General features: G+C 40.6%; 20 protein-coding genes and 1 tRNA gene. 11 read left to right on the top strand and 10 right to left on the bottom strand.

Annotated features, from left to right (window positions below; all coding sequences use genetic code 11):
• Window positions 1-6: 6 nt before the first annotated feature.
• The 4 genes from pelA to D7322_RS02735 form a co-directional block, all read right to left on the bottom strand.
• Window positions 7-1,044 (bottom strand): pectate lyase, encoded by a 1,038-nt coding sequence (gene pelA, locus D7322_RS02750; protein ID WP_121121048.1) that lies wholly within the window; start codon window positions 1,042-1,044, stop codon window positions 7-9.
• A 4-nt stretch (window positions 1,045-1,048) separates the two neighbouring features.
• The gene (locus tag D7322_RS02745) at window positions 1,049-2,965 is read right to left on the bottom strand and encodes a glycoside hydrolase family 88/105 protein (RefSeq protein WP_121121046.1); all 1,917 of its coding nucleotides are present in this window, start codon (window positions 2,963-2,965) and stop codon (window positions 1,049-1,051) included.
• Window positions 2,966-2,972: 7 nt separating this feature from the next.
• Window positions 2,973-4,643 carry a glycoside hydrolase family 28 protein gene (locus D7322_RS02740; protein ID WP_121121043.1) on the bottom strand — a complete coding sequence of 557 codons (1,671 nt, stop codon included), beginning with the start codon at window positions 4,641-4,643 and terminating at the stop codon, window positions 2,973-2,975.
• A gap of 98 nt (window positions 4,644-4,741) precedes the next feature.
• Window positions 4,742-5,032, bottom strand: coding sequence for a hypothetical protein (locus D7322_RS02735; protein ID WP_121121041.1), 291 nt, complete (start codon window positions 5,030-5,032; stop codon window positions 4,742-4,744).
• 182 nt (window positions 5,033-5,214) lie between these two features.
• Here D7322_RS02735 and D7322_RS02730 point away from each other — a divergent pair, with 182 nt between their 5' ends.
• From D7322_RS02730 to D7322_RS02720, 3 genes are all read left to right on the top strand, one after another.
• On the top strand, window positions 5,215-6,516 hold the full coding sequence (locus D7322_RS02730; RefSeq protein ID WP_121121039.1) for a UDP-N-acetylmuramoyl-tripeptide--D-alanyl-D-alanine ligase: 1,302 nt from the start codon (window positions 5,215-5,217) through the stop codon (window positions 6,514-6,516).
• 295 nt (window positions 6,517-6,811) lie between these two features.
• Entirely contained in the window at window positions 6,812-7,567 is a 756-nt protein-coding gene (gene truA, locus D7322_RS02725) for a tRNA pseudouridine(38-40) synthase TruA (RefSeq protein ID WP_121121037.1), read from the top strand.
• Between the two features lie 8 nt (window positions 7,568-7,575).
• Complete coding sequence (locus tag D7322_RS02720) at window positions 7,576-9,339, top strand: ABC transporter ATP-binding protein (protein WP_121121035.1); 1,764 nt, start codon at window positions 7,576-7,578, stop codon at window positions 9,337-9,339.
• A 3-nt stretch (window positions 9,340-9,342) separates the two neighbouring features.
• Here D7322_RS02720 and D7322_RS02715 read toward each other — a convergent pair whose 3' ends face one another.
• Window positions 9,343-9,861 carry a PglD-related sugar-binding protein gene (locus tag D7322_RS02715; RefSeq protein ID WP_108634644.1) on the bottom strand — a complete coding sequence of 173 codons (519 nt, stop codon included), beginning with the start codon at window positions 9,859-9,861 and terminating at the stop codon, window positions 9,343-9,345.
• Between the two features lie 243 nt (window positions 9,862-10,104).
• Here D7322_RS02715 and D7322_RS02710 point away from each other — a divergent pair, with 243 nt between their 5' ends.
• Both D7322_RS02710 and D7322_RS02705 read left to right on the top strand, forming a co-directional pair.
• Window positions 10,105-10,587 carry a DUF4293 domain-containing protein gene (locus D7322_RS02710; protein ID WP_121121033.1) on the top strand — a complete coding sequence of 161 codons (483 nt, stop codon included), beginning with the start codon at window positions 10,105-10,107 and terminating at the stop codon, window positions 10,585-10,587.
• Window positions 10,588-10,655: 68 nt separating this feature from the next.
• Window positions 10,656-11,120 (top strand): hypothetical protein, encoded by a 465-nt coding sequence (locus D7322_RS02705; RefSeq protein ID WP_121121031.1) that lies wholly within the window; start codon window positions 10,656-10,658, stop codon window positions 11,118-11,120.
• A gap of 81 nt (window positions 11,121-11,201) precedes the next feature.
• Here the strand turns inward: D7322_RS02705 and D7322_RS02700 are convergent, their stop codons facing one another.
• Window positions 11,202-11,741, bottom strand: coding sequence for a tetratricopeptide repeat protein (locus D7322_RS02700; RefSeq protein WP_108634647.1), 540 nt, complete (start codon window positions 11,739-11,741; stop codon window positions 11,202-11,204).
• 232 nt (window positions 11,742-11,973) lie between these two features.
• Between D7322_RS02700 and ung the strand changes: the two genes are divergently transcribed.
• Complete coding sequence (ung, locus tag D7322_RS02695; RefSeq protein ID WP_121121029.1) at window positions 11,974-12,648, top strand: uracil-DNA glycosylase; 675 nt, start codon at window positions 11,974-11,976, stop codon at window positions 12,646-12,648.
• Here the strand turns inward: ung and D7322_RS02690 are convergent.
• Window positions 12,645-13,718 carry a DUF6695 family protein gene (locus D7322_RS02690; protein WP_121121027.1) on the bottom strand — a complete coding sequence of 358 codons (1,074 nt, stop codon included), beginning with the start codon at window positions 13,716-13,718 and terminating at the stop codon, window positions 12,645-12,647. The two genes, ung and D7322_RS02690, sit on opposite strands and share 4 nt — an antisense overlap.
• Window positions 13,719-13,731: 13 nt before the next feature.
• A complete protein-coding gene (locus D7322_RS02685; RefSeq protein ID WP_028071042.1) occupies window positions 13,732-14,202 on the bottom strand; it encodes an Lrp/AsnC family transcriptional regulator in 471 nt (156 codons plus the stop codon).
• Window positions 14,203-14,533: 331 nt separating this feature from the next.
• On the opposite strand from D7322_RS02685, the gene sufB reads away from it, so the two are divergent.
• The 4 genes from sufB (at window position 14,534) to D7322_RS02665 (ending at window position 19,816) form a co-directional block, all read left to right on the top strand.
• Complete coding sequence (gene sufB, locus D7322_RS02680) at window positions 14,534-15,985, top strand: Fe-S cluster assembly protein SufB (protein ID WP_121121025.1); 1,452 nt, start codon at window positions 14,534-14,536, stop codon at window positions 15,983-15,985.
• Window positions 15,986-16,045: 60 nt separating this feature from the next.
• Window positions 16,046-16,804 (top strand): Fe-S cluster assembly ATPase SufC, encoded by a 759-nt coding sequence (gene sufC / locus D7322_RS02675; RefSeq protein WP_121121023.1) that lies wholly within the window; start codon window positions 16,046-16,048, stop codon window positions 16,802-16,804.
• 60 nt (window positions 16,805-16,864) lie between these two features.
• Window positions 16,865-18,172 carry a Fe-S cluster assembly protein SufD gene (gene sufD, locus D7322_RS02670; protein ID WP_121121021.1) on the top strand — a complete coding sequence of 436 codons (1,308 nt, stop codon included), beginning with the start codon at window positions 16,865-16,867 and terminating at the stop codon, window positions 18,170-18,172.
• A 420-nt stretch (window positions 18,173-18,592) separates the two neighbouring features.
• The gene (locus D7322_RS02665) at window positions 18,593-19,816 is read left to right on the top strand and encodes an MFS transporter (RefSeq protein WP_121121281.1); all 1,224 of its coding nucleotides are present in this window, start codon (window positions 18,593-18,595) and stop codon (window positions 19,814-19,816) included.
• A 49-nt stretch (window positions 19,817-19,865) separates the two neighbouring features.
• On the opposite strand, the gene D7322_RS02660 is transcribed toward D7322_RS02665, so the two are convergent.
• Window positions 19,866-19,941 (bottom strand) — tRNA-Gly (locus D7322_RS02660).
• A gap of 59 nt (window positions 19,942-20,000) precedes the next feature.
• The gene (locus D7322_RS02655; RefSeq protein WP_121121019.1) at window positions 20,001-21,545 is read right to left on the bottom strand and encodes an NAD(P)/FAD-dependent oxidoreductase; all 1,545 of its coding nucleotides are present in this window, start codon (window positions 21,543-21,545) and stop codon (window positions 20,001-20,003) included.
• Between the two features lie 166 nt (window positions 21,546-21,711).
• Here D7322_RS02655 and D7322_RS02650 point away from each other — a divergent pair, with 166 nt between their 5' ends.
• On the top strand, window positions 21,712-22,290 hold the full coding sequence (locus D7322_RS02650; RefSeq protein WP_108635100.1) for a LemA family protein: 579 nt from the start codon (window positions 21,712-21,714) through the stop codon (window positions 22,288-22,290).
• Window positions 22,291-22,436 lie beyond the last annotated feature (146 nt).

Below are 22,436 nucleotides of genomic sequence, written 5' to 3'. Positions count from 1 at the left end.
TATTTATTATTGAATTTTATATTGTTTTTTCCATTTCGGAAAGTCCTTTTCGATCAGTTTCTCTGGCCAGTTGCCGAACCAGGCATAGCCATTCCTACGTTCTACGGATACGTCCTCAAAATTGTATTTGACGGTATTGTCGCGATCTCCAAAGAGCGGGCGATTGTCAAACAGATCATAGAATCGTGCCCAAATTGTTGAAGTACTATCAGCCACAAGCCTACGCTCATACTCCTTTGTCAGCTTATTTTGTACGCGATCAAAACGATAACCTTCGATATCATTTTGCTGAAACCATTGTATTGCCTGTTCAATAGCTTGTTGGATCGCTGGCGTCGCGGGCTGCATCATCAGAAACCGAACGATGGCAACAGATTCACTCGTACTTAATGAAGCAGGTTCGAATTTTCTGGCCTGAGCAGGGACTAAAGTGTGCTGATCGTATTGCGCAGCCCAAATACTCCTTTTCCCGTCTTGCATGACCTGTGTCTTCAGGATACAGGCTATGCCTTTTTCTACTGCTGTTTGTGCTTTTGACACAAATATGGGGTTGATAAACTCAAAGCCGTCTTGCTTAATGACAACTTTGTAAAGCACCAATAACGCATTGATCATGACATTATCGTTGTAAGTTATCTCAGCTCTATAGAGTGATTTATTCGGATAATATTGGGGAAAGCCTCCATTCTCATACTGAGCCGATAAGATATATGCGATACCTTTTTCCGCAGCGGTCAGATAAGCCGGATTTTTCGTATCCTTAAAAGCCTTGATCAAACCATTTATTTCCCGGGTTGTCGCATTGTTGTCGAGCGTGGCATGGTCAATAGCTGTTTTTTTAATCTTTTGCAGGATTTCTTTTGTAATTGGCCGCTGGTAGTCAACGACACTTTTGTCGACCAGCTGTTTAGGCCATGCACCATTTGGTAGTTGATAGATGAGCATCTTTTCTGCTAATGAATCTTTGGACGGCAACGACTGTCCGATGCAGTGGTGATGAAACACTGATACCGCGATGAAACTTAGGATAGCTATTTTTCTCATGGTTCTAGTTGTTGATCTGTTTGATTAACCAGCGCACTAAATCATTTGCTGCAGTAAAATTTTCATATTCCTGAGGCAGTTTTCTTCCATCTGTATATTCGTTATACAGCCAAGGATCTCCAATTGCAAATACGGTTCCTTTTCCATACTTCGCTGTTGCAATGATGTTATCACCCTTCTCTTTAATCAATGTTTGGGCCGGAGCTTTTACTTGTAACGTTGAAATCTCCTTGATATATATTTTGGATGTATTTGGAAATACTGTATTACCTTGCGGGATCAGAACTGCCCCGGTTTGGAAATCATTTCCTTTAACACGGTTGCGACTGTCTTCATTGAATGTAATGCCGAACTTCTGTGCGAGGGTATTAAATTTCGCGATTTCGCAATTGCCGCTATCATTTAATAAAAGAACGAGTACGCCGCCCTGTTCAACCCATCGTGAAATCTGCTGGGCATCTGTTTCATTCATGAAATGTGGATGTTCGGTTTCTTTCTCTGTATCGGGATCTACGATAATATAAATGTTGGATTTGGAGAGATTCTGTTGTGTAGGGGCTGTCTTTAATGTATTTAATTGGGCCCCGTTTTTTTCAAATATCCTGCCCAATAGCGAAAATCCATTGTTATCATCGCCATCCCAAAGATAGTGATAGGGGGTAAGTTGACCCGATACTGTCTTTTTATATTCGTTGTTGAAGTAATTATCCAATGTGACAGTACGCCGTTTCTTACCCTTTTGTGCCTTCGCAAATTCAACTTCTGATGCTGCAAGGATAAAAGCACCGATTCCCTTGGGATCATTGGTAATGACGGGTTCGCTCATATAATACGCAAAGCTACCGTCACGATATTTTTTTCCGCCTAAGCCAGATACTTGGACCGTTTTGTTAAGGTTCACACGATTTTCTCCTGCTGGAGTAATGAACTCCTTCACAAGTCCTTTATAACCCCGGTCCAGACTTTTTTGAAATGAAACCGGGATATAGCCTTTGCGCAATGATTTTGCCAATGCAAAGACAAACATACTTGAAGCCGAGGATTCGAGGTAGTTCCCTTTTCTGGTGCCTAAATCCACAATATCATACCAAACACCGGTTTTGGCATCTTGATACTTGACGATTGCCGATAACGTTCTGTTTAAGATCGCAATGAGTTCTTGTCTACGTGGATGCTCTTCCGGGAAATGGTCCAATACATCGACAAGCGCCATCACATACCAGCCCATGCCCCTGGCCCAGAAGTGTGGTGACAAACCTGTTTTCGGGTCAGACCAACGTTCTTTTCTCGATTCATCCCAACCGTGATACAGCAAGCCTGTTTTCGCATCACGGGCGTTTTTTTCCATGTAGCTAAACTGGTTGGCGATATCGTCAAAGGCGGAAGGAATATTCATCAGGCTAGCATATTCTGCATAGAAAGGTTGTCCCATGTATAAGCCATCCAGCCACATTTGATAGGGATAGATTTTCTTATGCCAAAAACCTCCTTCTTTAGTTCGCGGATGCTTTTGGAGCTGTGCATATAATTGGTGGCAGGCCTTAAGGTATTTTTCTTTACCGGTCACTTTGTAAAGCGTTAATAGTGCCGTACCATTTTTGATATTGTCGATATTGAAATCTTGCGCATCATAGTTCTTAATGGAATCCTGAATGCTGAGATAAGCATCCATGCGGGTCTGCATATAATTAAAATAGGTCGCGTCTGCCGTATTGCGCCATACATCCGTGAGACCTTCAAAAATAACCCCCATATCGTATGACCATTTCGGAAATTTGTCGGTCCTGTTGAATAGGGAATCCGGATAAAGCTGTTCAAGTACAGTATTGGCCATCTGCTCAGAAAAAGGTTTTTGTTGGCCGAATCCTGAAAATGGAACAAGTGCTATAAGGTTTAAAAGAATTAAAAATAACTTTCTCATTACGTTCCTAATTTTTGATCGTTAAGGATTTTTTCGTACTTCCCGCTATAAATTGACTGACAGCCTTAGCCGCTTTTGTGTTGGAATTCGAGAGACGGATATCACTGCTTTTCTCACCTGCAACCTCGATATACAATTCTGGAGCATTCAATGCTTGGATATTAGCTAGATTTATCGCGGAGCTATTGTTGATGGCGATCAACGGATTGTTTTCTGTTGTCTTTAATACAATATTTTTTAAATTAATATGAGAAGCTTCAATGATTTCTATGCCCTTATTTGCTTCCAATGTGGCATCCTCAATCCAGATGTTCTGAATATGCATTTCAGGAAGACCACGTAGGAAAATTCCTTTTGATGCTCCTTTTGCTGCAATATTTTTGATATAGAAGTTCTTAAACTGCGGAGTTTCTTCTGTAACCGGAAGTGTTACTGTTTTTACGGAAGATCTTTTTTCTCCAGCCAGAGGAACGGGGTCTACTGCTGCATAATACATGTCAAATAGAATAGCCTCGCCGGGAATATCAATCATATTGATATTGTTGATGAATATGTTTTCTACTACTCCGCCACGGCCTCTTGTCGTTTTGAAGCGAAGTCCAATATCAGTTCCGATAAATGAACAGTCTTCCACCCAAATATTGCGGGCGCCACCGCTCATCTCGCTTCCGATCACAAAACCACCATGTGCGTGATAAACAACATTATTGCGAATGATTACATTTTCGGTTGGCTTGCCACGGTCACGGCCAGCTTTATCCCGGCCTGACTTGATACATATGCCGTCGTCACCAACATCAAATGTACAGTCCTCAATCAGGACATTCTTGCAAGATTCGACATCGACACCATCGCCATTTTGGCCATACCAAGGGTTACGAATCGAGAGCTTTCGTAAGGTCAGCTCCTCGCATAATAGGGGATGTAGATTCCATGCAGGGGAGTTTTGTATAGTTACGCCTTCCAATAATACCTTTTTACAGTTTGTAAATACCAAAAGATTGGGCCTTAAGAAATCTTTGACATCTTTGAAGTCATCGATGGTTGTGCCCGGACGAATTACCCCTGCTTTCTTCTCTTTTGAACCTTTTAGTGAGCTTTCTGAGGGGTACCAAATCTCATTGTCGGCATCAACTGTGCCACCTGAGGCAACGAGATTTTTCCATTGGGAGGCTGTAAGTTTGCTTTTTTTGACCATTCGCCAAGCACCTCCGTTGCCATCGATAATGCCATTGCCCGTAATTGCAATATTATATAGGTTCTTGCCTGATATTGGATTTTGATTGCGCCAAGCCGGTTCACCCTCCCAATTGGATTCAACAAGCTTGTATTGATCAAAGTCCCTTGTGAAAAGCAAGATGGCGTCTCGTTTGAGATGCAGGTTTACATTGCTTCGCATTTCAATAGGCCCTGTCAGCCAAATTCCGGCGGGAACCAGTACCACACCGCCACCGCGCTCGCTACATGTACGGATGGTTTGGTTGATTGACGCTGTATTAAGAAATTGACCGTCACCTTTAGCGCCATAATTGCTAATACTTAACGTGTCTTTCTTAAATTCGACTTGTTGTATAATAGGACGGGCAGGTTCTTGAGCCATACACAGCTGTGGCAGCACGAGAAGCAGTCCAAGTGCAAGTTTCAATGTACGGGAATAGTGCTTTTTAAACGAATTCATTTTTTACATTTTTGGTTTAAAAATGGTTATTTGTAAAAGCAATTGTACATTCTTTGTTCCTAACTTAGATGAAAAACTTATGCAAACGTTACCGGTCATTACTTAGCAATTAGATGTAAGATTGGTGTCCAATCCTTGAATACAAGCCGAGAATTAAGGCTATCAGCTGCTCCATCTATTAAAAGATGTTTCCATTTGACACGATTTTGTGACACAGGACCTAGTTGTTTATTCCTATATTCTATTAAATACAGCGGATTTTTATTCAATACCTGTATGATTTGGAAATTGCAGAAGCCATCTTTCCCAACAACGATACCTTGTTCTTTTGCTGTTGGGGCAAGAAGAGAGAAAGAACGTGAAAAAAGTGAAAGTATAATCGTCCGCATTCCAAACTGTTTAATTGGTCAATGAAATTACCAATATTAAAGCCTTAGTTAAAGAAAATTGATTAAAATAAATGCGCAAACGTTATCGGGGATTGTGTTTGTGATCCAAATATTTGAGATGTGCATCCCTGTTGATTTGAAATCGGACAGAATGGTTATATTTGTTCAACAAATTTCTAAACATGGACATTCAATCGTTATATCAGATTTATAAACAGTATCCAAATATTACAACAGATACACGTAAGATTGAGAAGGATAGTATATTCTTTGCACTGAAGGGCGCAAATTTTAATGGGAATACGTTTGCAGAACAGGCGCTCCAAATCGGAGCGAAGTATGTCGTTATTGATGAGGAAATTTATAAAAAAAGCGAACAGTATATCTTGGTTGACGATGTATTGAAGACATTGCAGGATCTGGCGAATTATCATCGGAGACAATTAAATATTCCTGTTATCGGTGTAACAGGCACAAATGGAAAGACAACCACAAAGGAATTATTGTATTCCGTTGTCTCGCAGAAATATAAAACTTATGCGACAAAAGGAAATCTAAATAACCATATTGGCGTTCCTTTGACGCTGTTGGCCATTGATGGATCCATTGAAATCGCTATTATAGAAATGGGAGCCAACCATTTAGGTGAAATTGCGTTTTTATGTGAAATTGCTGAACCAACACATGGATTGATCTCCAATGTCGGAAAGGCGCATCTGGAAGGCTTTGGCTCTTTTGAAGGTGTTAAGAAAACAAAGGGTGAACTGTATGATTGGTTGCAAGAACATCAGGGGACACTCTTTTTACAGGCGGATAACCCGCATTTAAGAGAAATGGCTGCGGCACGGCAAATAGCTGAAATAGTGACTTATGGGTTTTCCGAAACCAATGATGTCATTGGTAAATTGTTGAAAGCAACTCCATTGTTACAGATCTCATGGAAGACGAAAGGAGACCCCCAGACTTATATCATAGATACGCAACTTACAGGTTCATACAACACAGAAAACTTTTTGGCTGCAATAGCGGTAGGTTTACATTTCGATATCTTGCCAAAGGAGATCAATTTGGGTATTGAAAGCTATACCCCGACAAATAATCGTTCACAGATCATGAAAACGACCCACAACACGGTGATCTGTGATTATTATAATGCCAATGCCACCAGTATGGCAGCTGCTTTGGATAATGTCCGAATTATTGAGGCCAACAAGAAAGCGGTTATTTTGGGGGACATGTTTGAACTTGGTGCTGAATCTTTTGAAGAGCATCGTAAAATCGTGGATAACGTAGGAAGCATGTTCGCTGATCGCAAAATTTTTGTCGGAAAGGCATTTTTTGAACATAAAAATGATGGCGCCGAATTTTTTGAAACAACCTTAGAGGCGAAGGCTGCCCTGAAAGAAAGACCGATTATCGGAGCTACGGTATTATTAAAGGCCTCGCGGGGTATGGCTTTTGAAAATCTGATAGATATATTATAGCTTTTTGTTTTGCTTAAAATCAACTAGGTGTTAAGGGCTCGTTTTTTGCTGGCTTTCAATGGGGGCGTCCCCTGCGTAGGTACGCTTGAAAAGACGGACTTGATGTGCCACTCGACGCGGACTCAATGTGCAGTAGGCCTAATTTGGTAACAACTTAAACTTGAGCAATTTCCTGATTAAAACTAAAGGTTGTTATAAGTTTTGTCATTTGAGGATTAAATATTGACCAAAATAAGCAAAATAATACTTTGGGAAAATGGAGCTCATTCTGAAAAATGTACCTTTGTGTCGTATAATGGATAAAAGACGTTTTTTTTTAGAAATAGCCTACTTTGGGCAATCTTATCATGGGTGGCAGGTTCAGAATAATGCGATTTCGGTACAGGAAGTATTGAACAAAGCATTGGCGACATTGTTACGGGAACCTATTGAGACCACTGGAGCGGGAAGGACAGACACGGGGGTACATGCGAAGCAACTGTATGCTCATTTTGATGCAGCTGCTGTAGGGATATTAACAAATCCTGAACGTTTTATTCATTCACTTAATGCATTATTACCCTTTGACGTTGCGGTTAAGAGGCTGATTGAAGTTGCTGATGATGCTCATGCCCGATTTGATGCGACGCATAGATCTTATGAGTACCACCTTCATTTTCATAAAGATCCGTTTATTTATCCTTATTCCTGCTTCTTGCGTGACCGCCCTGATGTGGACAGAATGAACGAGGCTGCTCAATTTTTATTGGGTAAGCAAGATTTTGAATGCTTTAGCAAGTCTCATACGCAGGTATTTACAAATATTTGTGATATTCGTAGAGCAGAATGGTTATGGCATGATGAACAGGATCTGGTATTTCATATCACCGCAGATCGTTTCTTGCGCAACATGGTTCGTGCGATCGTAGGTACTTCGCTGGAGATCGGACTGAAGGGCAAACCGGCTTCCTTTATGCAGGAAGTGATCAAAAGCAAAAGTCGCGGCAAGGCTGGGGTATCCGTCCCGGCGCATGGATTGTATTTAACAGAAGTAGCTTACCCTTATATATAAATAATAACGTGAGTCAAGATAAAATAACAGGCAAAACCTACGATGTCAATTTGTTGCGGCGTATGAGTCGCTATATGCGACCTTATCATGTCACATTTTGGATATCCGTGGTTTTAACAATACTATTGGCGGCAGTGGCCCCAGCGCTACCGATGCTTATCCAGCATACGCTAGACAACTATATCTTAAATTTTGATACGGCGGGATTGTCCTATATGCTCATGGCCATGCTGGCATTGGTCGTGGTGCAGACCCTGATTCGTTATTATCATACCCTTATGACAAATACGCTGGGACAGTCTGTTATCCGGGACATTCGCATCCAGGTGTTTAATCACATTGTACAGCTGCGTCTTAAGTATTTTGACCGCACCGCTTTAGGAAAGTTGATTACAAGGACGATATCTGACTTGGAAACACTTTCCAATATCTTCTCGGAGGGATTGATTCAGATTATTGGCGATCTTCTGCAGTTGGCGGTGATATTGGGCGTTATGTTCTATTCGGATTGGAAATTAACGTTAATCGTACTTATTCCCATGCCTTTGATGATTGCTGCAACCTATGTATTTAAAGAAGCGATGAAAGCTGCCTTTATCGATGTTAGGAAATGGGTGTCTAATTTGAATACCTTTTTACAGGAGCATATCACTGGAGTCGGTATTATTCAATATTTTGCGCGTGAAAAGCAGGAAATGGATAAATTCAAAGAAATTAACGCGCAGCATCGGAACGCGCATATTCGTACCAACTGGTATTTCTCTATCTTTTTTCCAGTTTTGGAAATTATCATGGCAATTTCCTTAGGCTTGTTGGTGTGGTTTGGAGCCAAACAGATCATGGGCGATGTGATTTCACCCGGTGTAGTTGTAGCCTTTATTATGTATATCAATATGATTTTTAGGCCTATTCGGGAGCTTATTGATAAGTTTAATACGCTTCAAATGGGTATGGTGAGTGCTGAACGCATTTTTGAAGTGCTGGATACCAATGAGATGACTCCTAATTTGGGTACATTAAAACCAGGCCATATTAAAGGGGAAATTACATTTAAGCATGTTTGGTTTGCTTATAACGATGAAAGCTGGGTACTGAGGGATGTCAATTTTAGTGTACAACCTGGCGAGACATTGGCTTTGGTCGGTGCTACCGGTGCTGGTAAATCGTCCACAATCAATATTCTTAGTCGGTTTTACGAGATCAATAAAGGTGAAATCCTCCTGGACGGTGCAAATATTCGCGAATACGATCTTGATTATTTGAGAAATACCATTGCTACGGTGTTGCAGGATGTGTTTCTTTTCTCGGATACTGTCATCAATAACATTACATTGGGTGATCCTTCAATTTCGAGGGAACAAGTTATCGAAGCGGCCAAAGAAGTTGGCGCACATGACTTTATTATGCGACTTCCCGGTGGATATGATTACGACGTGAAGGAAAGAGGAGCAACATTGTCTGCTGGGCAGGCACAATTAATTTCTTTTATTCGGGCGCTGGTTCATGACCCCAGAATCCTGATCTTGGATGAAGCTACCTCCTCCGTAGATACCGAAACTGAGGAAATGATCCAAAGTGCGATCGACAATTTAATGCGGGGAAGAACTTCGATTGTTATTGCCCACCGCTTGTCCACCATTCAGAAGGCGGACAAGATCATTGTTTTGGACAAGGGGGAAATAAAAGAAATTGGAACACACCAAGAGCTTTTGTCTTTTGAAGGTTACTACAAAAAACTGTACGATCTACAGTTTCACTCGGCGGGAATTTAATCCTTAAACGACACTCTCTTTGGGGATGGTCTCTTCGTCCTCGATATGGGTGTTGGCTTTGATTTCTGAGCCTCGGCCTACCAGTACGTTGGCACCGATGGAAACATTTGGTCCGATGTTTACGAAATCTTCAATAATGGTGTTGCTTTCAATGACTGCCGATCCGGAGATGATACAATGGTTGCCAATCTGTACATCGGGGGCTATCGTTGCTCCGGGAAGAATAATACATCCTTCGCCAATCTCAGCCCTTTTGGAGACATAGGCTTTCGGGTGAATTAAGGACTGAAAATTCCAATCTGGATTTTCGGATACGATCCTTTCGCGTAGCCCCGGATTTTTAACGGCAACAAAGAAATTTTCTGCAGCATCTTTAACTTGATGATGAAGTTGGACCTCATAATCGAATACATCCTCGATCAGCAATGACTTATCAATAAGCCCTCCGATTTCGATGTCCAAATCTTCGGCTACATCTACAGCAGTTTTTGCATGCGCTGTTGCGCCATATATATATAGCATGATCTTTTAATTTTCTGCAAAGATAATGCTTTCTGAAAAGAACTCCATGAGCTAACCGGTATCAATATACTAAAAGGAGTCGGTGCTACTTCCGGTTATTGGAAAGAAGATCGCTTTAACGGATTTCAACAAACATTTGGCATGATACATTCTAAAATTTGCAACAAAATAGCCCTTTCGATTGTTCTGATTTCTAAATAGAAAGAAAGCTTATTATATTTGTTGATATACAAAAATTAAAATATGATTCAACGTATCCAAACTGTTTATTTATTAGTGGCAGGACTAATTATATTCGGCTTATTTTTATTCCCTTATGTAAATTACAGTGATTTAGTCGGTTTGGGAAAAAATGTGAAGGTGACAGGTGTTTATGGTGTTGCTGCTGGACAGCCGGTTCATGAAGGTGGATTCGGTTATATCCTGCAGACCATTGTGACGGCGCTGTTGGGATTGCTTCCGATTTTCACCATATTTAAATTTAAACAGCGTAAGGTTCAGCTTTTATTGATATGGGTAGAGATTGTTGCAATTATCTTTTTCGCAATTTGGCTTTATTCATCCGCAAGTACACATCTTGCTACGGTTGGTCAGTTCCTAGGAGCAGGGAATATCGGGGTAGGTTTCTTTTTGCTGCCAATATCAATTATTTTTTGTGCGCTGGCATTGGGCGGAGTACGCCGGGATGAAAAACTGATTCGCTCAGCCGACCGTTTGCGTGCATAATTTGATTTCAATAGATCTTTACTAGATTGAAGCCACGGTTAGCGTGGCTTTTTAAATAATATAATAATATGACTAAATTTTTCCATTGTGCTGTTATCCTGCTTTTTCTTTTTATTGCTGGCACGACGCAAGCGCAATCTGTAGATTCGTTACTGGTGGTTGATGATATTCAATTCGATTTAAAAGACTTTCGTGTGGATAAGACGACAAATGAGCTGGTTATTAACTTATTCGCGATATCCTATAGTACAGATCCTCGGGAGTATAAAATGAATACTTTCTCCACACAGATTCTGGATCAAAAAAAGCAGCCACATTTTTTCTCCTCAATTCAGATGGGAAATGTCCGGATTAACTTTGAAGATAAACAGAACTATTTGCATTACTTACTTGAGGAGGATAAACCTGTAGATATCCAAGTAATTGTGAAAGACTGGAAGAAGACCGATAAGCCTATTAGTATCAAGCTTGTTTTTGAGAGTAGCGAGGAAGAAGGTAAGTTTTTGGAAGTACCTATCTTGCTGAGTAAATAGTTGATCGGACGGATGTAAAATAGAAAAAGCGCTGGAATCTTTGAAGATTCAGCACTTTTTTAGCTTTTTGAAATTTATTTCTTATCTATTGTATCGGATCTGTTGTTTGTCTAACATGCCCATCTGATCTTTCATCATTTTTATTTGATCAGCTAACAGTTTGTTTTTGTCTGCTTTCTTAGCTTCCTGAAGTAATTTCTCGGCTTCACGTTTATTGCGTTTTGCCATCGCTACACCTGCTAAGCTTAATTTTGCCAAGGCAATATTATGATCCATATGAAGCCCGAGTGCGAGTGCTTTTTTGAAATACTTCTCAGACTGCATTGGCGCGCGTTGAGATTCAATCAAACCGATTAACATGTTATAATAACCATGTTGTTGCGGGATTAATTGTTTTTCATAATTCGTGATTTTCTTTAACCATTTTTCGGCCGCGGCCATATCTTGTTTGCGCATATACCATTGCGCGATAAGCATGTATTCATGAAAAAATACAGTAACAAAACCAAGAATTGTGATCAAGATGCCCAGTATTCCCCATCCCCAATTTCCTGTCCAAAATAAAGCAACTGTCCCAATCAGCAATGCACTGCAAATGATGATTCTAACGAGATTTGACATAAATCTTTGTTTAAAAAATATTTGTGTTCAATTTAATTCTGCAAATATCCGTTAATTTCGGCGTTTAAGCAACCCGTTCAAGTGGTTATTTTGTAAAATTATGTATTTCCCATCCCTATAGATATTCAAAACGATCCTATGCTAACCAATTATACGGCTGTCGTTCGTGTTTTATGAATTGGGATAGGGGAATAAATTTGCCATTGCATACAACTTTTTCTAAGTTTGGTTTATGGAAAAGCTATATGATGATTCTTGGGCACCAGTACTGAAACCTTTGTTCAGTCAGCCTTATATGAAACAATTGTCTGCCTTCGTACAGCAAGAACGGCAACAAACAAAAGTGTTTCCGCCTGCTGATCTGGTGATGAACGCATTTAAGCTGACTCCGCTCCAAAATGTTAAAGTTGTTATTCTAGGGCAAGATCCGTATCATAACGATGGTCAGGCACATGGATTGTCTTTTTCAGTGCCGGAGGGGATCATGCCACCACCTTCTTTAAAAAATATTTTTAAGGAATTGCAGGATGATATCGATGGATTTACGGAGCCGCGATCGGGCGACCTGACAGCGTGGGCGAAACAGGGTGTGTTGTTACTTAATGCGACGCTGACTGTGCGGGCGCATTTGGCCGGTTCGCATCAGAAGAGAGGCTGGGAAGTTTTTACGGACAGTATTATATATGCAATTTCTGAACAATGTGAGCATGTAGTTTTCCTGCTTTGGGGCAGCTACGCACAAAAGAAAAGTGCATTGATTGACAAGCATAAGCATCTTATTTTGACAGCCGTGCATCCGTCTCCGCTTTCTGTTTACAGGGGTTTTTTTGGGAGCAGACACTTTTCAAAGGCCAATCAATATTTGGTGGAACATGGTAAGGCTCCTATTGATTGGCGTTTGGCTTAAGCATATTTGTCTCGGGCAGCAATGCCTGTTTCTCCAATCGCCAAAATATGGATATGTTTGACTCGAATGATATTCTTATTCTGTCGTAGATGACTGAATAGAAAGTGGCTGTCGTAGGTGATCTGATAAGAACTTTCAAAATCTACGGGCTGGTTCATTTCGCCCAGAACACTATATTCATGCTCTCCTTGTTGCGTGAATCGATGTATGATTGCCCGATTCGCACTAACGGGGTCTATGTGGAACCAAGCTCCTTCGCCGACACCGCCTAAGTACTGTGCGCTGGCTGGGAGGTGACAGGGTTTATCTTTCTGCAGCATTCCGCCAATTGTAATATCTTCAGGTAAGGTTTTGGCGTAACGAGTCAAAATATTACTCCTTAGTTTTTTAAGGAGGAATAGCAATGATGTGAATCGCCCCATTTTTATACGTTGCAGGCCACCTGATGTCGTATATTTATAGATCGACCCGTCGGAGCAAGAGTTTACTATATTGCTCATTGGGCTTGCCTTTATGGTTTCCGGGAAATTGATTGGATGCCAGAAATGAAACTTTTTGGAGGCGTGGATAAGGAGTCTTACGATAAATCGGGAGCAATTATTGTTATTGTAGGCCACGGCGCCATAGGGATATGATCCCCGGCGTACCCATTGATCAGCAAAAGCTTTTGCGCGATAAAAATCTATTTTTGGGACAATAGAAAAATAAAGATCGCCGACTCCTTGCATGGCATCTTTCATCTCTTCAAAATGCCGGACAATTTCCGGCAGGTTAAGGATGTGGTTTCGTTCAATTTGTGCTTTAAGTTTAATCGTTAATTTTGGATCAGAATCTTCTGAACGTGCTCTCCCGTATCCTCTTGGGGCGATATACCGGCCAAAATCGTAGAAACAAAGTCTGCCTGTATTACGTTCGATCAGGACAATGCCCGTGTGGCCGACTTTAAAGTTTAGATTTTTAACAAGACCTATTCTCTTGAAAAACATCATCCATGCTTCGTCACCACGGATCGTAGCGTCAGGCCAGGCAAGGATCATTGCGAGATCCTGATATTCGGATGATGTTTTCATAGGCTTTTCTTTTTTAGTATTCTAATGGAATGATCGGTTCCTTTTTGCTTGTGGACATAATCATCATAGTTTGAAATGTCTTTACAAAAGGAATCTTGGCAATCTTTTCCATGATAACACCTTCATAGGCTTTTATGTCTTTTACGTAAACCTTGAGAATAAAATCGCAGTTGCCGGTGACATGGTGGCACTCTGTTACCTCCGGGATCATTTTTACAGCAGCAACAAATTCTGGAATTGCGTTGTGTGTGTGGAAATCCAGCGAGATCTGTATAAAGGATTTTATGCCTAGTCCTAATTTTTCTTCGTCAACAAAAGCATGATAACTCTTGATAAAGCCCGAATTCTCAAGTTTTCTTACACGTTCTAAAGTTGGTGCAGGAGAGAGCCCGATACTTGATGCTAATTGCAAATTGGTAATACGACCATTCTCTTGTAATAGTTTAAGAATTTTTAAATCTGTTTTGTCTGGTGCAAACGGCATATCTTAAGTCTTAATAATCAATAGTATTTGTAAATATACAAAATTATATTTGGAAATTTAAAAATAAACAAAATTATTGACGATAAATAGATTTTGTTTATACAATAGAAGTTATGATATAATTTTAATTGATTTAAAATCATTTGACTGTCATAATCGTTTGAAATGTGCGCATTTCAATGAAATGAAGTGATAAATGTCATTTTTTTATTAAAAATACCTGTTTGAGGATACATAAAATGTATTTTATTGGCTTTGAAATTGTAACTTTGCAGTTCGATAGGTGCGGAGGTTAGACCCCTCCCGATTAGTTAAACCGTGAGAGCGAAATATGAGTACTAAAGACGACGATTTATTAAAAGAGCTGGAGCTCGAAGAATATAAATACGGGTTCACGACAGATATCGAAATGGAAATTGCAGCCAAAGGCCTTACAGAGGATACGGTGCGTTTCATTTCGGCAAAAAAGAATGAGCCTGAATGGTTATTGGAGTGGAGATTGAAAGCTTTTCGTCATTTCTTGACGTTAAAGATGCCTACTTGGCAAAATTTCAGAGCTCCAGAGATTGATTTTCAAGATCTATCTTATTATGCTGCCCCAAAGGCAAAACCCCAATTGAATTCTATGGATGAAGTTGATCCTGAATTGATTGCTACTTTTGAAAAGCTGGGTATACCTTTGGATGAACAAAAGATATTGGCTGGTGTAGTTGCTGTTGATGCAGTTTTTGACTCCGTATCGGTAAAGACAACTTTTCGTGAGAAGCTGAAAGAACAAGGGGTAATCTTCTGTTCATTTGGTGAAGCCGTACAAGAGCACCCTGATTTAGTGAAGAAATATTTGGGAACAGTAGTTCCTCAAACAGATAATATCTATGCTGCATTAAACTCTGCTGTGTTTTCGGATGGATCATTTGTTTATGTTCCAAAGGGCGTGAAATGTCCAATGGAGTTGTCAACTTACTTCCGTATTAATGCTCAGAATACGGGTCAGTTTGAACGCACATTAATCGTTGCGGACGAAGGGGCTTATGTGTCGTACTTAGAGGGATGTACTGCGCCGATGCGTGATGAGAATCAATTACATGCAGCTGTTGTGGAATTGATTGCTGAGCGCGATGCAGAAATTAAATACTCAACTGTACAGAACTGGTATCCGGGTGACAAAGACGGGAAAGGTGGTATTTTTAACTTTGTAACCAAACGCGGTATTTGTAGAGGAGATAACAGCAAGATCTCTTGGACTCAAGTAGAGACCGGATCTGCAATTACCTGGAAATATCCAGGTGTGATCCTAAAAGGGGACAATTCAGTCGGTGAGTTCTACTCGGTTGCGATGACTCGTAATTACCAAGTTGCTGATACAGGAACGAAGATGATCCATTTGGGTAAGAATACGAAATCCAAAATTGTTTCAAAAGGAATTTCCGCGGGAAAAAGCCACAACAGCTATAGAGGATTGGTGAAAATCGGCCCTAATGCTGATAACTCCCGAAACTTTACCCAATGTGATTCGTTATTGATCGGTGATAGATGTGGTGCACATACATTCCCATACATCGAAAACCGCAATAAGACAGCAAAATTGGAGCACGAGGCGACTACATCGAAAATTGGTGAAGATCAAGTGTTTTATTTAAACCAACGTGGTATTGATTCTGAAAAAGCGGTTGGGTTAATTGTTAATGGTTACGCCAAAGAGGTGTTAAATCAGTTGCCAATGGAATTTGCTGTAGAAGCACAGAAATTATTGGCGATTTCTTTAGAAGGTTCAGTAGGATAGATAAAAATAATTGAGCGCGCTAAATTGGTAGCATACTGCTCAATACTCAATACGAATAAAATGTTAAGCATTAAAAATTTACATGCGTCTGTAGAAGACAAACAAATATTAAAGGGATTAAACCTGGAAGTTAAAGCCGGGGAAGTTCATGCCATTATGGGGCCTAATGGAGCTGGAAAAAGCACCTTAGGAAATGTGTTGGCTGGACGCGAATCATATGAAGTGAATGAAGGTTCTGCTTTTTTGGATGGCGTGGATTTATTGGATCTTTCTCCAGAGGATCGTGCCCGTGAGGGACTGTTCCTGGCGTTCCAATATCCTGTTGAAATCCCGGGAGTATCGAATATTAATTTTCTGAAAACAGCAGTGAATGATATTCGTGAATATAAAGGTTTGCCTCCCATGGAAGCCAAAGAATTCTTACAAATGGTAAAGGATAAGCAAAAACTGGTTGAGTTTTCGGCTAATTTAGCGAATCGTTCTTTGAATGAAGGGTTCTCCGGTGGCGAGAAAAAGCGTAACGAAATTTTTCAGTTGGCGATGTTGAATCCTAAATTATCGATCTTGGATGAAACAGATTCAGGTTTGGATATCGATGCACTTCGTATAGTTGCAAATGGTGTGAATCAGTTGCGTTCCAAAGACAATGCCTTTATTGTCATTACACACTACCAACGTCTATTGGATTATATCGTTCCAGATTTTGTTCACGTATTGTACAATGGTCGTATCGTGAAATCAGGGCCTAAAGAATTGGCTTTAGAGCTAGAAGAAAAAGGATACGATTGGTTAAAAGAATATGATACACAAAACGCTTAATCTTTTACACCGATAAAATAGGAGTGGAAGAGAATTTTGGCGATTTGATTAAAAAATAACATGAGTACATTAGTTTCAGAATCATTACTTCAACAAGTGTTGGGAGCTTTTAAAGAGCAACCTGTTTCAGACGAACCTGCCTTCTTTACGGAGGCGCGTCAACAAGCATTCGAACGTTTCGAAGCAGCAGGCTTTCCCACAGTTAAGAATGAAGAATGGAAATATACAAACATTCACAGTATTATCAATAAGCCCTATGCGCTTGATGTAGATGTGGATATCGAGGGCTTGGATTTTAGTGCGGGAGAGATCCCGAATTTGGATGCGTACCGTATTATTCTAGTTAACGGCCAGTATGTATTGGCAGTGAGTGAACTGGAAAAGGTAAAAGGACTTGTTGTTATTCCGATGGATGACGCTGCTACTGAACCTGCATTTCAGGCACATTTCGCAAAATATGCTGATAAGTCCGATAATATCATGGTGGCGCTTAATACGGCTGCTTTTACGAATGGTGTATTTATCCATTTGAAAAAAGGAGTTGTACTTGATAAGCCAATTCAGATTATCCATGTAGCGACTGGGAAAGAAGATTTCTTTGCTCAAACGCGGAATTTGGTTATTGTTGAAGCTAATGCTGAACTTGAACTGATCGAGAGCTTTATTACGGCAGATGGTGCCGCAAGCAATGTGCATAATAAAGTTTCGGAGATTGTCGTAAAAGAGAATGCTAAAGTTCAACATTACTATCTTCAAGTGGCTCAATCTGTAAGCCGTTACTTTAATCATACGGAAGTATACCAAGAAAAATACAGCCTTTACAATAACTACAACTGTAATTTCCCTGGTGCATCTTTTATCCGCAATAATATTAATGTGCGTTTGGATGCTGAAAATGTAGAAAGTCATTTGTACGGTATTAACCTGACTGCAGGAGATCAATTAGTCGATAATCACACAGTTGTGGATCATCTTAAGCCACATTGTGAGTCTTACGAATGGTATAAGAATATTACACAGGATAAATCTACGGCTGTTTTCAACGGAAAGATCTTCGTTCGTGAAGATGCACAGAAAACCAATGCTTTCCAACAGAACAATAATATGCTGATGTCGGATAATTCAGCGGTGTATACCAAGCCCCAACTGGAGATTTTTGCGGATGACGTGAAATGTTCACATGGATGTACGATCGGTCAGTTTGATAATGAAGCTTTATTTTATTTGAGGGCACGCGGAATCGGTGAGGAATCGGCGCGTATCCTACTTGTTCACGCCTTTGCATTTGATGTAACGACCCGTTTTTCAAACGAGGTTGTTCGGAAATATGTTGAAGAGCTTGTGGAAGAAAGTCTGAGAACGAACTAAATAAAATCACACAAACTATAAACATAAATAGGCGTTTACCAACCGGTAAACGCCTATTTTTTTGATCAAGTTTTCTCTTTAAAGATTCGGTGGAAATAGGTAGAAGCCTTGGAGTTGTGTTTTTGTTTCTTTTCTCCTACTTTTGTACCATTATGAACATGTCTTTGTATACAGCTTACGCTTATAAACCTTGGGTTTTATAGCTCATTTACGTTTTTAAATTCTCCATTGGACACACCTGTTCGTTTAATGAATGGATTGTTGCTCTCTGAGGTATCTACTTGTAGCTTTGACAGGTCTGATACTCGGCGCGCGATCCTCTATTTTCATTTGCTGATTAGGTAGGTGTCATAAACGTTTTATTTTATTGTGCTGATCATTCTTGATCATGCACCTGTTGTATTTTTTATTAAAAATTTTATGGAAAAAAATAACTGGTTTCGTACCTATAGTTATATATGGATTGGACAATTTATTTCTTTACTGTCCAGTTCAGCGGTCAACTTTTCGATCATGATATGGTTGAGTTTGACGCACAAGTCTGCTGAAGTATTGGCTTTTGCTGCAATCGCAGGTTTATTGCCACAAGCGATCATCGGACCATTTGCTGGTGTTTATATTGATCGGTGGGATAGAAAGAAAGTCATGATCTTTGCAGATAGCTTTATCGCACTCTGTACATTAGGAATGACCTTTGTACTCAAAAGCGATGGTACCAATATGTTTCTGATTTATCTATTGATGGCCTGTCGTTCGATCGGTTCAGCATTTCACTCGCCAGCCATGCAGGCAATTGCGCCACTTCTCGTACCCGAAGATAAATTACTCCGTGTTTCAGGTATTAATCAGATGCTACAGTCGGTAAGTAGTATTGCAGGCCCTGCATTGGGGACGTTGGCAATTAGTTATTTCCCGATTTCACAAGTGCTGTACCTGGATGTCATTGGTGCTGCGGTGGCCATCACATCTTTATTTTTTGTAACTATCCCACATCTTTCCCGATCGGATGTGAAGCCTTCGATTGCTGCCGTTTTGGAAGATCTTAAGCAAGGAATGAGAGCGATCTATCATAATAAGGGCTTAAAAATGTTATTTATTTATGCCATGGTGGCGACCTTCTGTATTATGCCCGTTGCGATCATGTTTCCGTTATTGACCATTGGTCATTATAGTGGCGGCAAATGGGAAATGAGCATTATTGAGATTATTTGGGGGATAGGTATGCTTATTGGAGGAAGCTTTCTGGGACTTGCAAAAGTGTCGGTGTCCAAGGTGGCATTGGTTAATAGCATGCATATTGTTTTGGGACTCACATTTGCCCTATCAGGTTGGTTTCCCTCTACATGGTTTATTCCTTTTGTCATTATGACCGGCCTGGGCGGAGTTTCAATGTCCATTTTCTCGGCCTCATTTATGACAATTATTCAAGAGCAGGTGCCGGCGGAAATGCTGGGACGTGTGTTCTCGCTTTATTTTAGCATCGCCATTTTACCAAGTATGATAGGACTTCTCTTTACAGGCTTTATCGCAGATGTGATCGGAGTAGCGACGGCATTTATTATTGCGGGTCTTATTGTTGTATTGGTGGGACTGCTATCTTTTTTCAATGCATCAATTATGAGTTTAGGGCGCACGGAAAAGTAAGTTGAGCACAAATAAAAAACGCTTCCAAATTTTGGAAGCGTTTTTTATTTGGAGCGAAAGACGAGATTCGAACTCGCGACCCCAACCTTGGCAAGGTTGTGCTCTACCAACTGAGCTACTTTCGCGTTGATGCTACAAAAGTAAGGCATTTCTTCTTATTCTGCAAGAGAAAAAGTAAAAAAACTTAACTTAAATCAATTGCATCGACACAATTAATCCCATCTATAGCCGCCGAAATAATACCCCCTGCATAGCCGGCTCCCTCCCCGCAAGGGTAAAGTCCTTTGACCTGAGGGTGTTGCAGATTTTCTTTGTTTCGCGGTATACGTATGGGTGAAGATGTCCTCGATTCTACACCGACCAAAATTGCATCATTTGTATAATACCCTTTCATCTTCTTCCCAAATATTGGTAAGGCACCCCGAAGGGCTTCATGCACAAAAGTCGGTAAAACCTCTCGCAAGTCTGCCGAAGATGTCCCAGGTTTGTACGAATTCTCCGGTAGGTCCATCGAGACCCGTCCCTCAACGAAGTCAACCATTCGTTGTGCGGGGGCAACAAGACTTCCTCCACCCACCTCGAAAGCTTTGCGTTCAATTTGCTTTTGAAAATCAAGTAAAGCAAAGGGATCATTTAGGGCATTAGGTACATCTTCGAGGTTGATCTGGATGACAGTGCCTGAATTGGCATGTGGATTATTACGTTTGGAAGGCGACCATCCGTTGACCACAATTTCATCACGGTCTGTTGCACAGGGAGCGATGACGCCACCCGGACACATACAGAATGAAAAAACACCACGATCATTAACCTGTTCGACCAGACTATAATAGGCTGGCGGTAAATGCTCACTTCTGACCTGGCAATGGTATTGTGTCTGATCAATAATAGCCTGTGGGTGTTCTATGCGGACGCCTAGGGCAAAGGCTTTTGCTTCGATCAGCCAGTTGTTGCGATGAAACAGTTCAAAAATATCCCTTGCGGAGTGACCTGTAGCCACGATAACATGATCAGCTTTGATTTCTTCCCCACTGGCTAATTTTACACCACGAACCTGACCAAAGGATTCCAATATATCATCTACACGCTCGTCGAAAAGAAACTCACCGCCAAATTCGATCACACTTTCCCGCATCGCCTCAATAATATGAGGGAGCTTGTTTGTGCCGATATGGGGGCGGGCATTCACTAAGATGTCAGTTGTCGCTCCATGAGATACAAAAAGTTTGAGAACTTTGTCTACGTCCCCCCTTTTGTTTGAGCGGGTATAAAGTTTGCCGTCTGAGTAAGTTCCCGCACCACCTTCTCCAAAACAGTAGTTGGATTCAGGGTTTACAATACCTTCGCGGTTTAGTTTCGCAAGATCGCGTCTTCGGTCCTGAACTTTTTTGCCCCTTTCAATGACAATTGGTTTGATACCTCGTTCAATACAGCGGATCGCCGCGAATAGACCTGCAGGGCCAGCACCTATGATAATGACCGGCTTACCATCCTGGACAGATTTAAAGTGGTTTTCATAAATCTCTGGTAACGGGAGTTCGTCGATATAAAAAATGACCCTTGCTCGATAAACTACCTGTCTGCCGCGGGCGTCAATAGAACGTTTACGAATTTTAAATCCTTTGACCTGTTGGGGTTTTAGGCGCAATGCTTTTACACCTTCTTGTAGAATATATTGCTCATCTTCGATTTTTTCGGGAAGGATAGCAATTTCAATTTCTTTTTGCATAAGATAAAGGGCTGGGTTTTTATCCCAAAACCACCACAAAGTTACGTAATATTGGTTGTTTGCCGATTTGGAAATAAAAATATTCTTATCTTAGTAGGAGCTTGGTATATGCTTTGATAGTGTATCCATATAATTTGAATAGTATTTAATTCTTTTAACAATGAAAATGAAAAGATTTTTAGTAGCCCTATGCGGTTTATTTGCATTAGTATCATTAAACTCATGTGGTTACAATACGATGGTTTCTCAAGATGAGAATGTCAAAGGGAAATGGGCACAGGTTGAAAATGCTTACCAACGTAGGGCTGATCTGGTTCCAAACTTGGTAAACACTGTAAAAGGTGCCGCGAAACATGAAGAAAGCACATTAACTGCCGTGGTTGAAGCGCGCGCTAAGGCAACGTCGGTTACCATCAATGCGGATGATTTATCGGAGGAGAATATTGCTAAATTCCAGAAAGTACAAGATCAGTTCAGTGGTTCTTTGAGCCGTCTGTTAGCTTCGGTAGAGGCCTATCCGGATTTAAAGGCAAATCAAAACTTTTTGGAATTGCAAGCGCAATTGGAAGGTACGGAAAACCGTATTTCGACGGAACGTAGATCTTATAATGAAGCTGTGCAGCAATTCAATACGACTGTACGTAGCTTTCCAAATAATTTAATGGCGGGCATGTTCGGATTTAAAGCCAAAGGTACATTTACTGCTGCCCCTGGTTCAGATAAGGCCCCTACCGTATCATTTTAATAACTTCTTTGTTAGAAATGGACGAAATGATGGATGATGCGGCTTGCGTATGGCCCTTCATCCATTTTTTTATACAAAATGCTTTATGTTAGATGTTTGCATTGCAGTAGTGCCGAAGGGGCGGACTGCTAAATGTGAACATAAAT

The sequence above is a fragment of the Sphingobacterium puteale genome, from assembly GCF_003627955.1.
In the GTDB taxonomy this organism is placed as follows: Bacteria; Bacteroidota; Bacteroidia; order Sphingobacteriales; family Sphingobacteriaceae; genus Sphingobacterium; species Sphingobacterium puteale.
The sequence above is the reverse complement of the archived record's forward strand: the minus strand, read 5'-3'. Positions and strand labels throughout refer to the sequence as shown.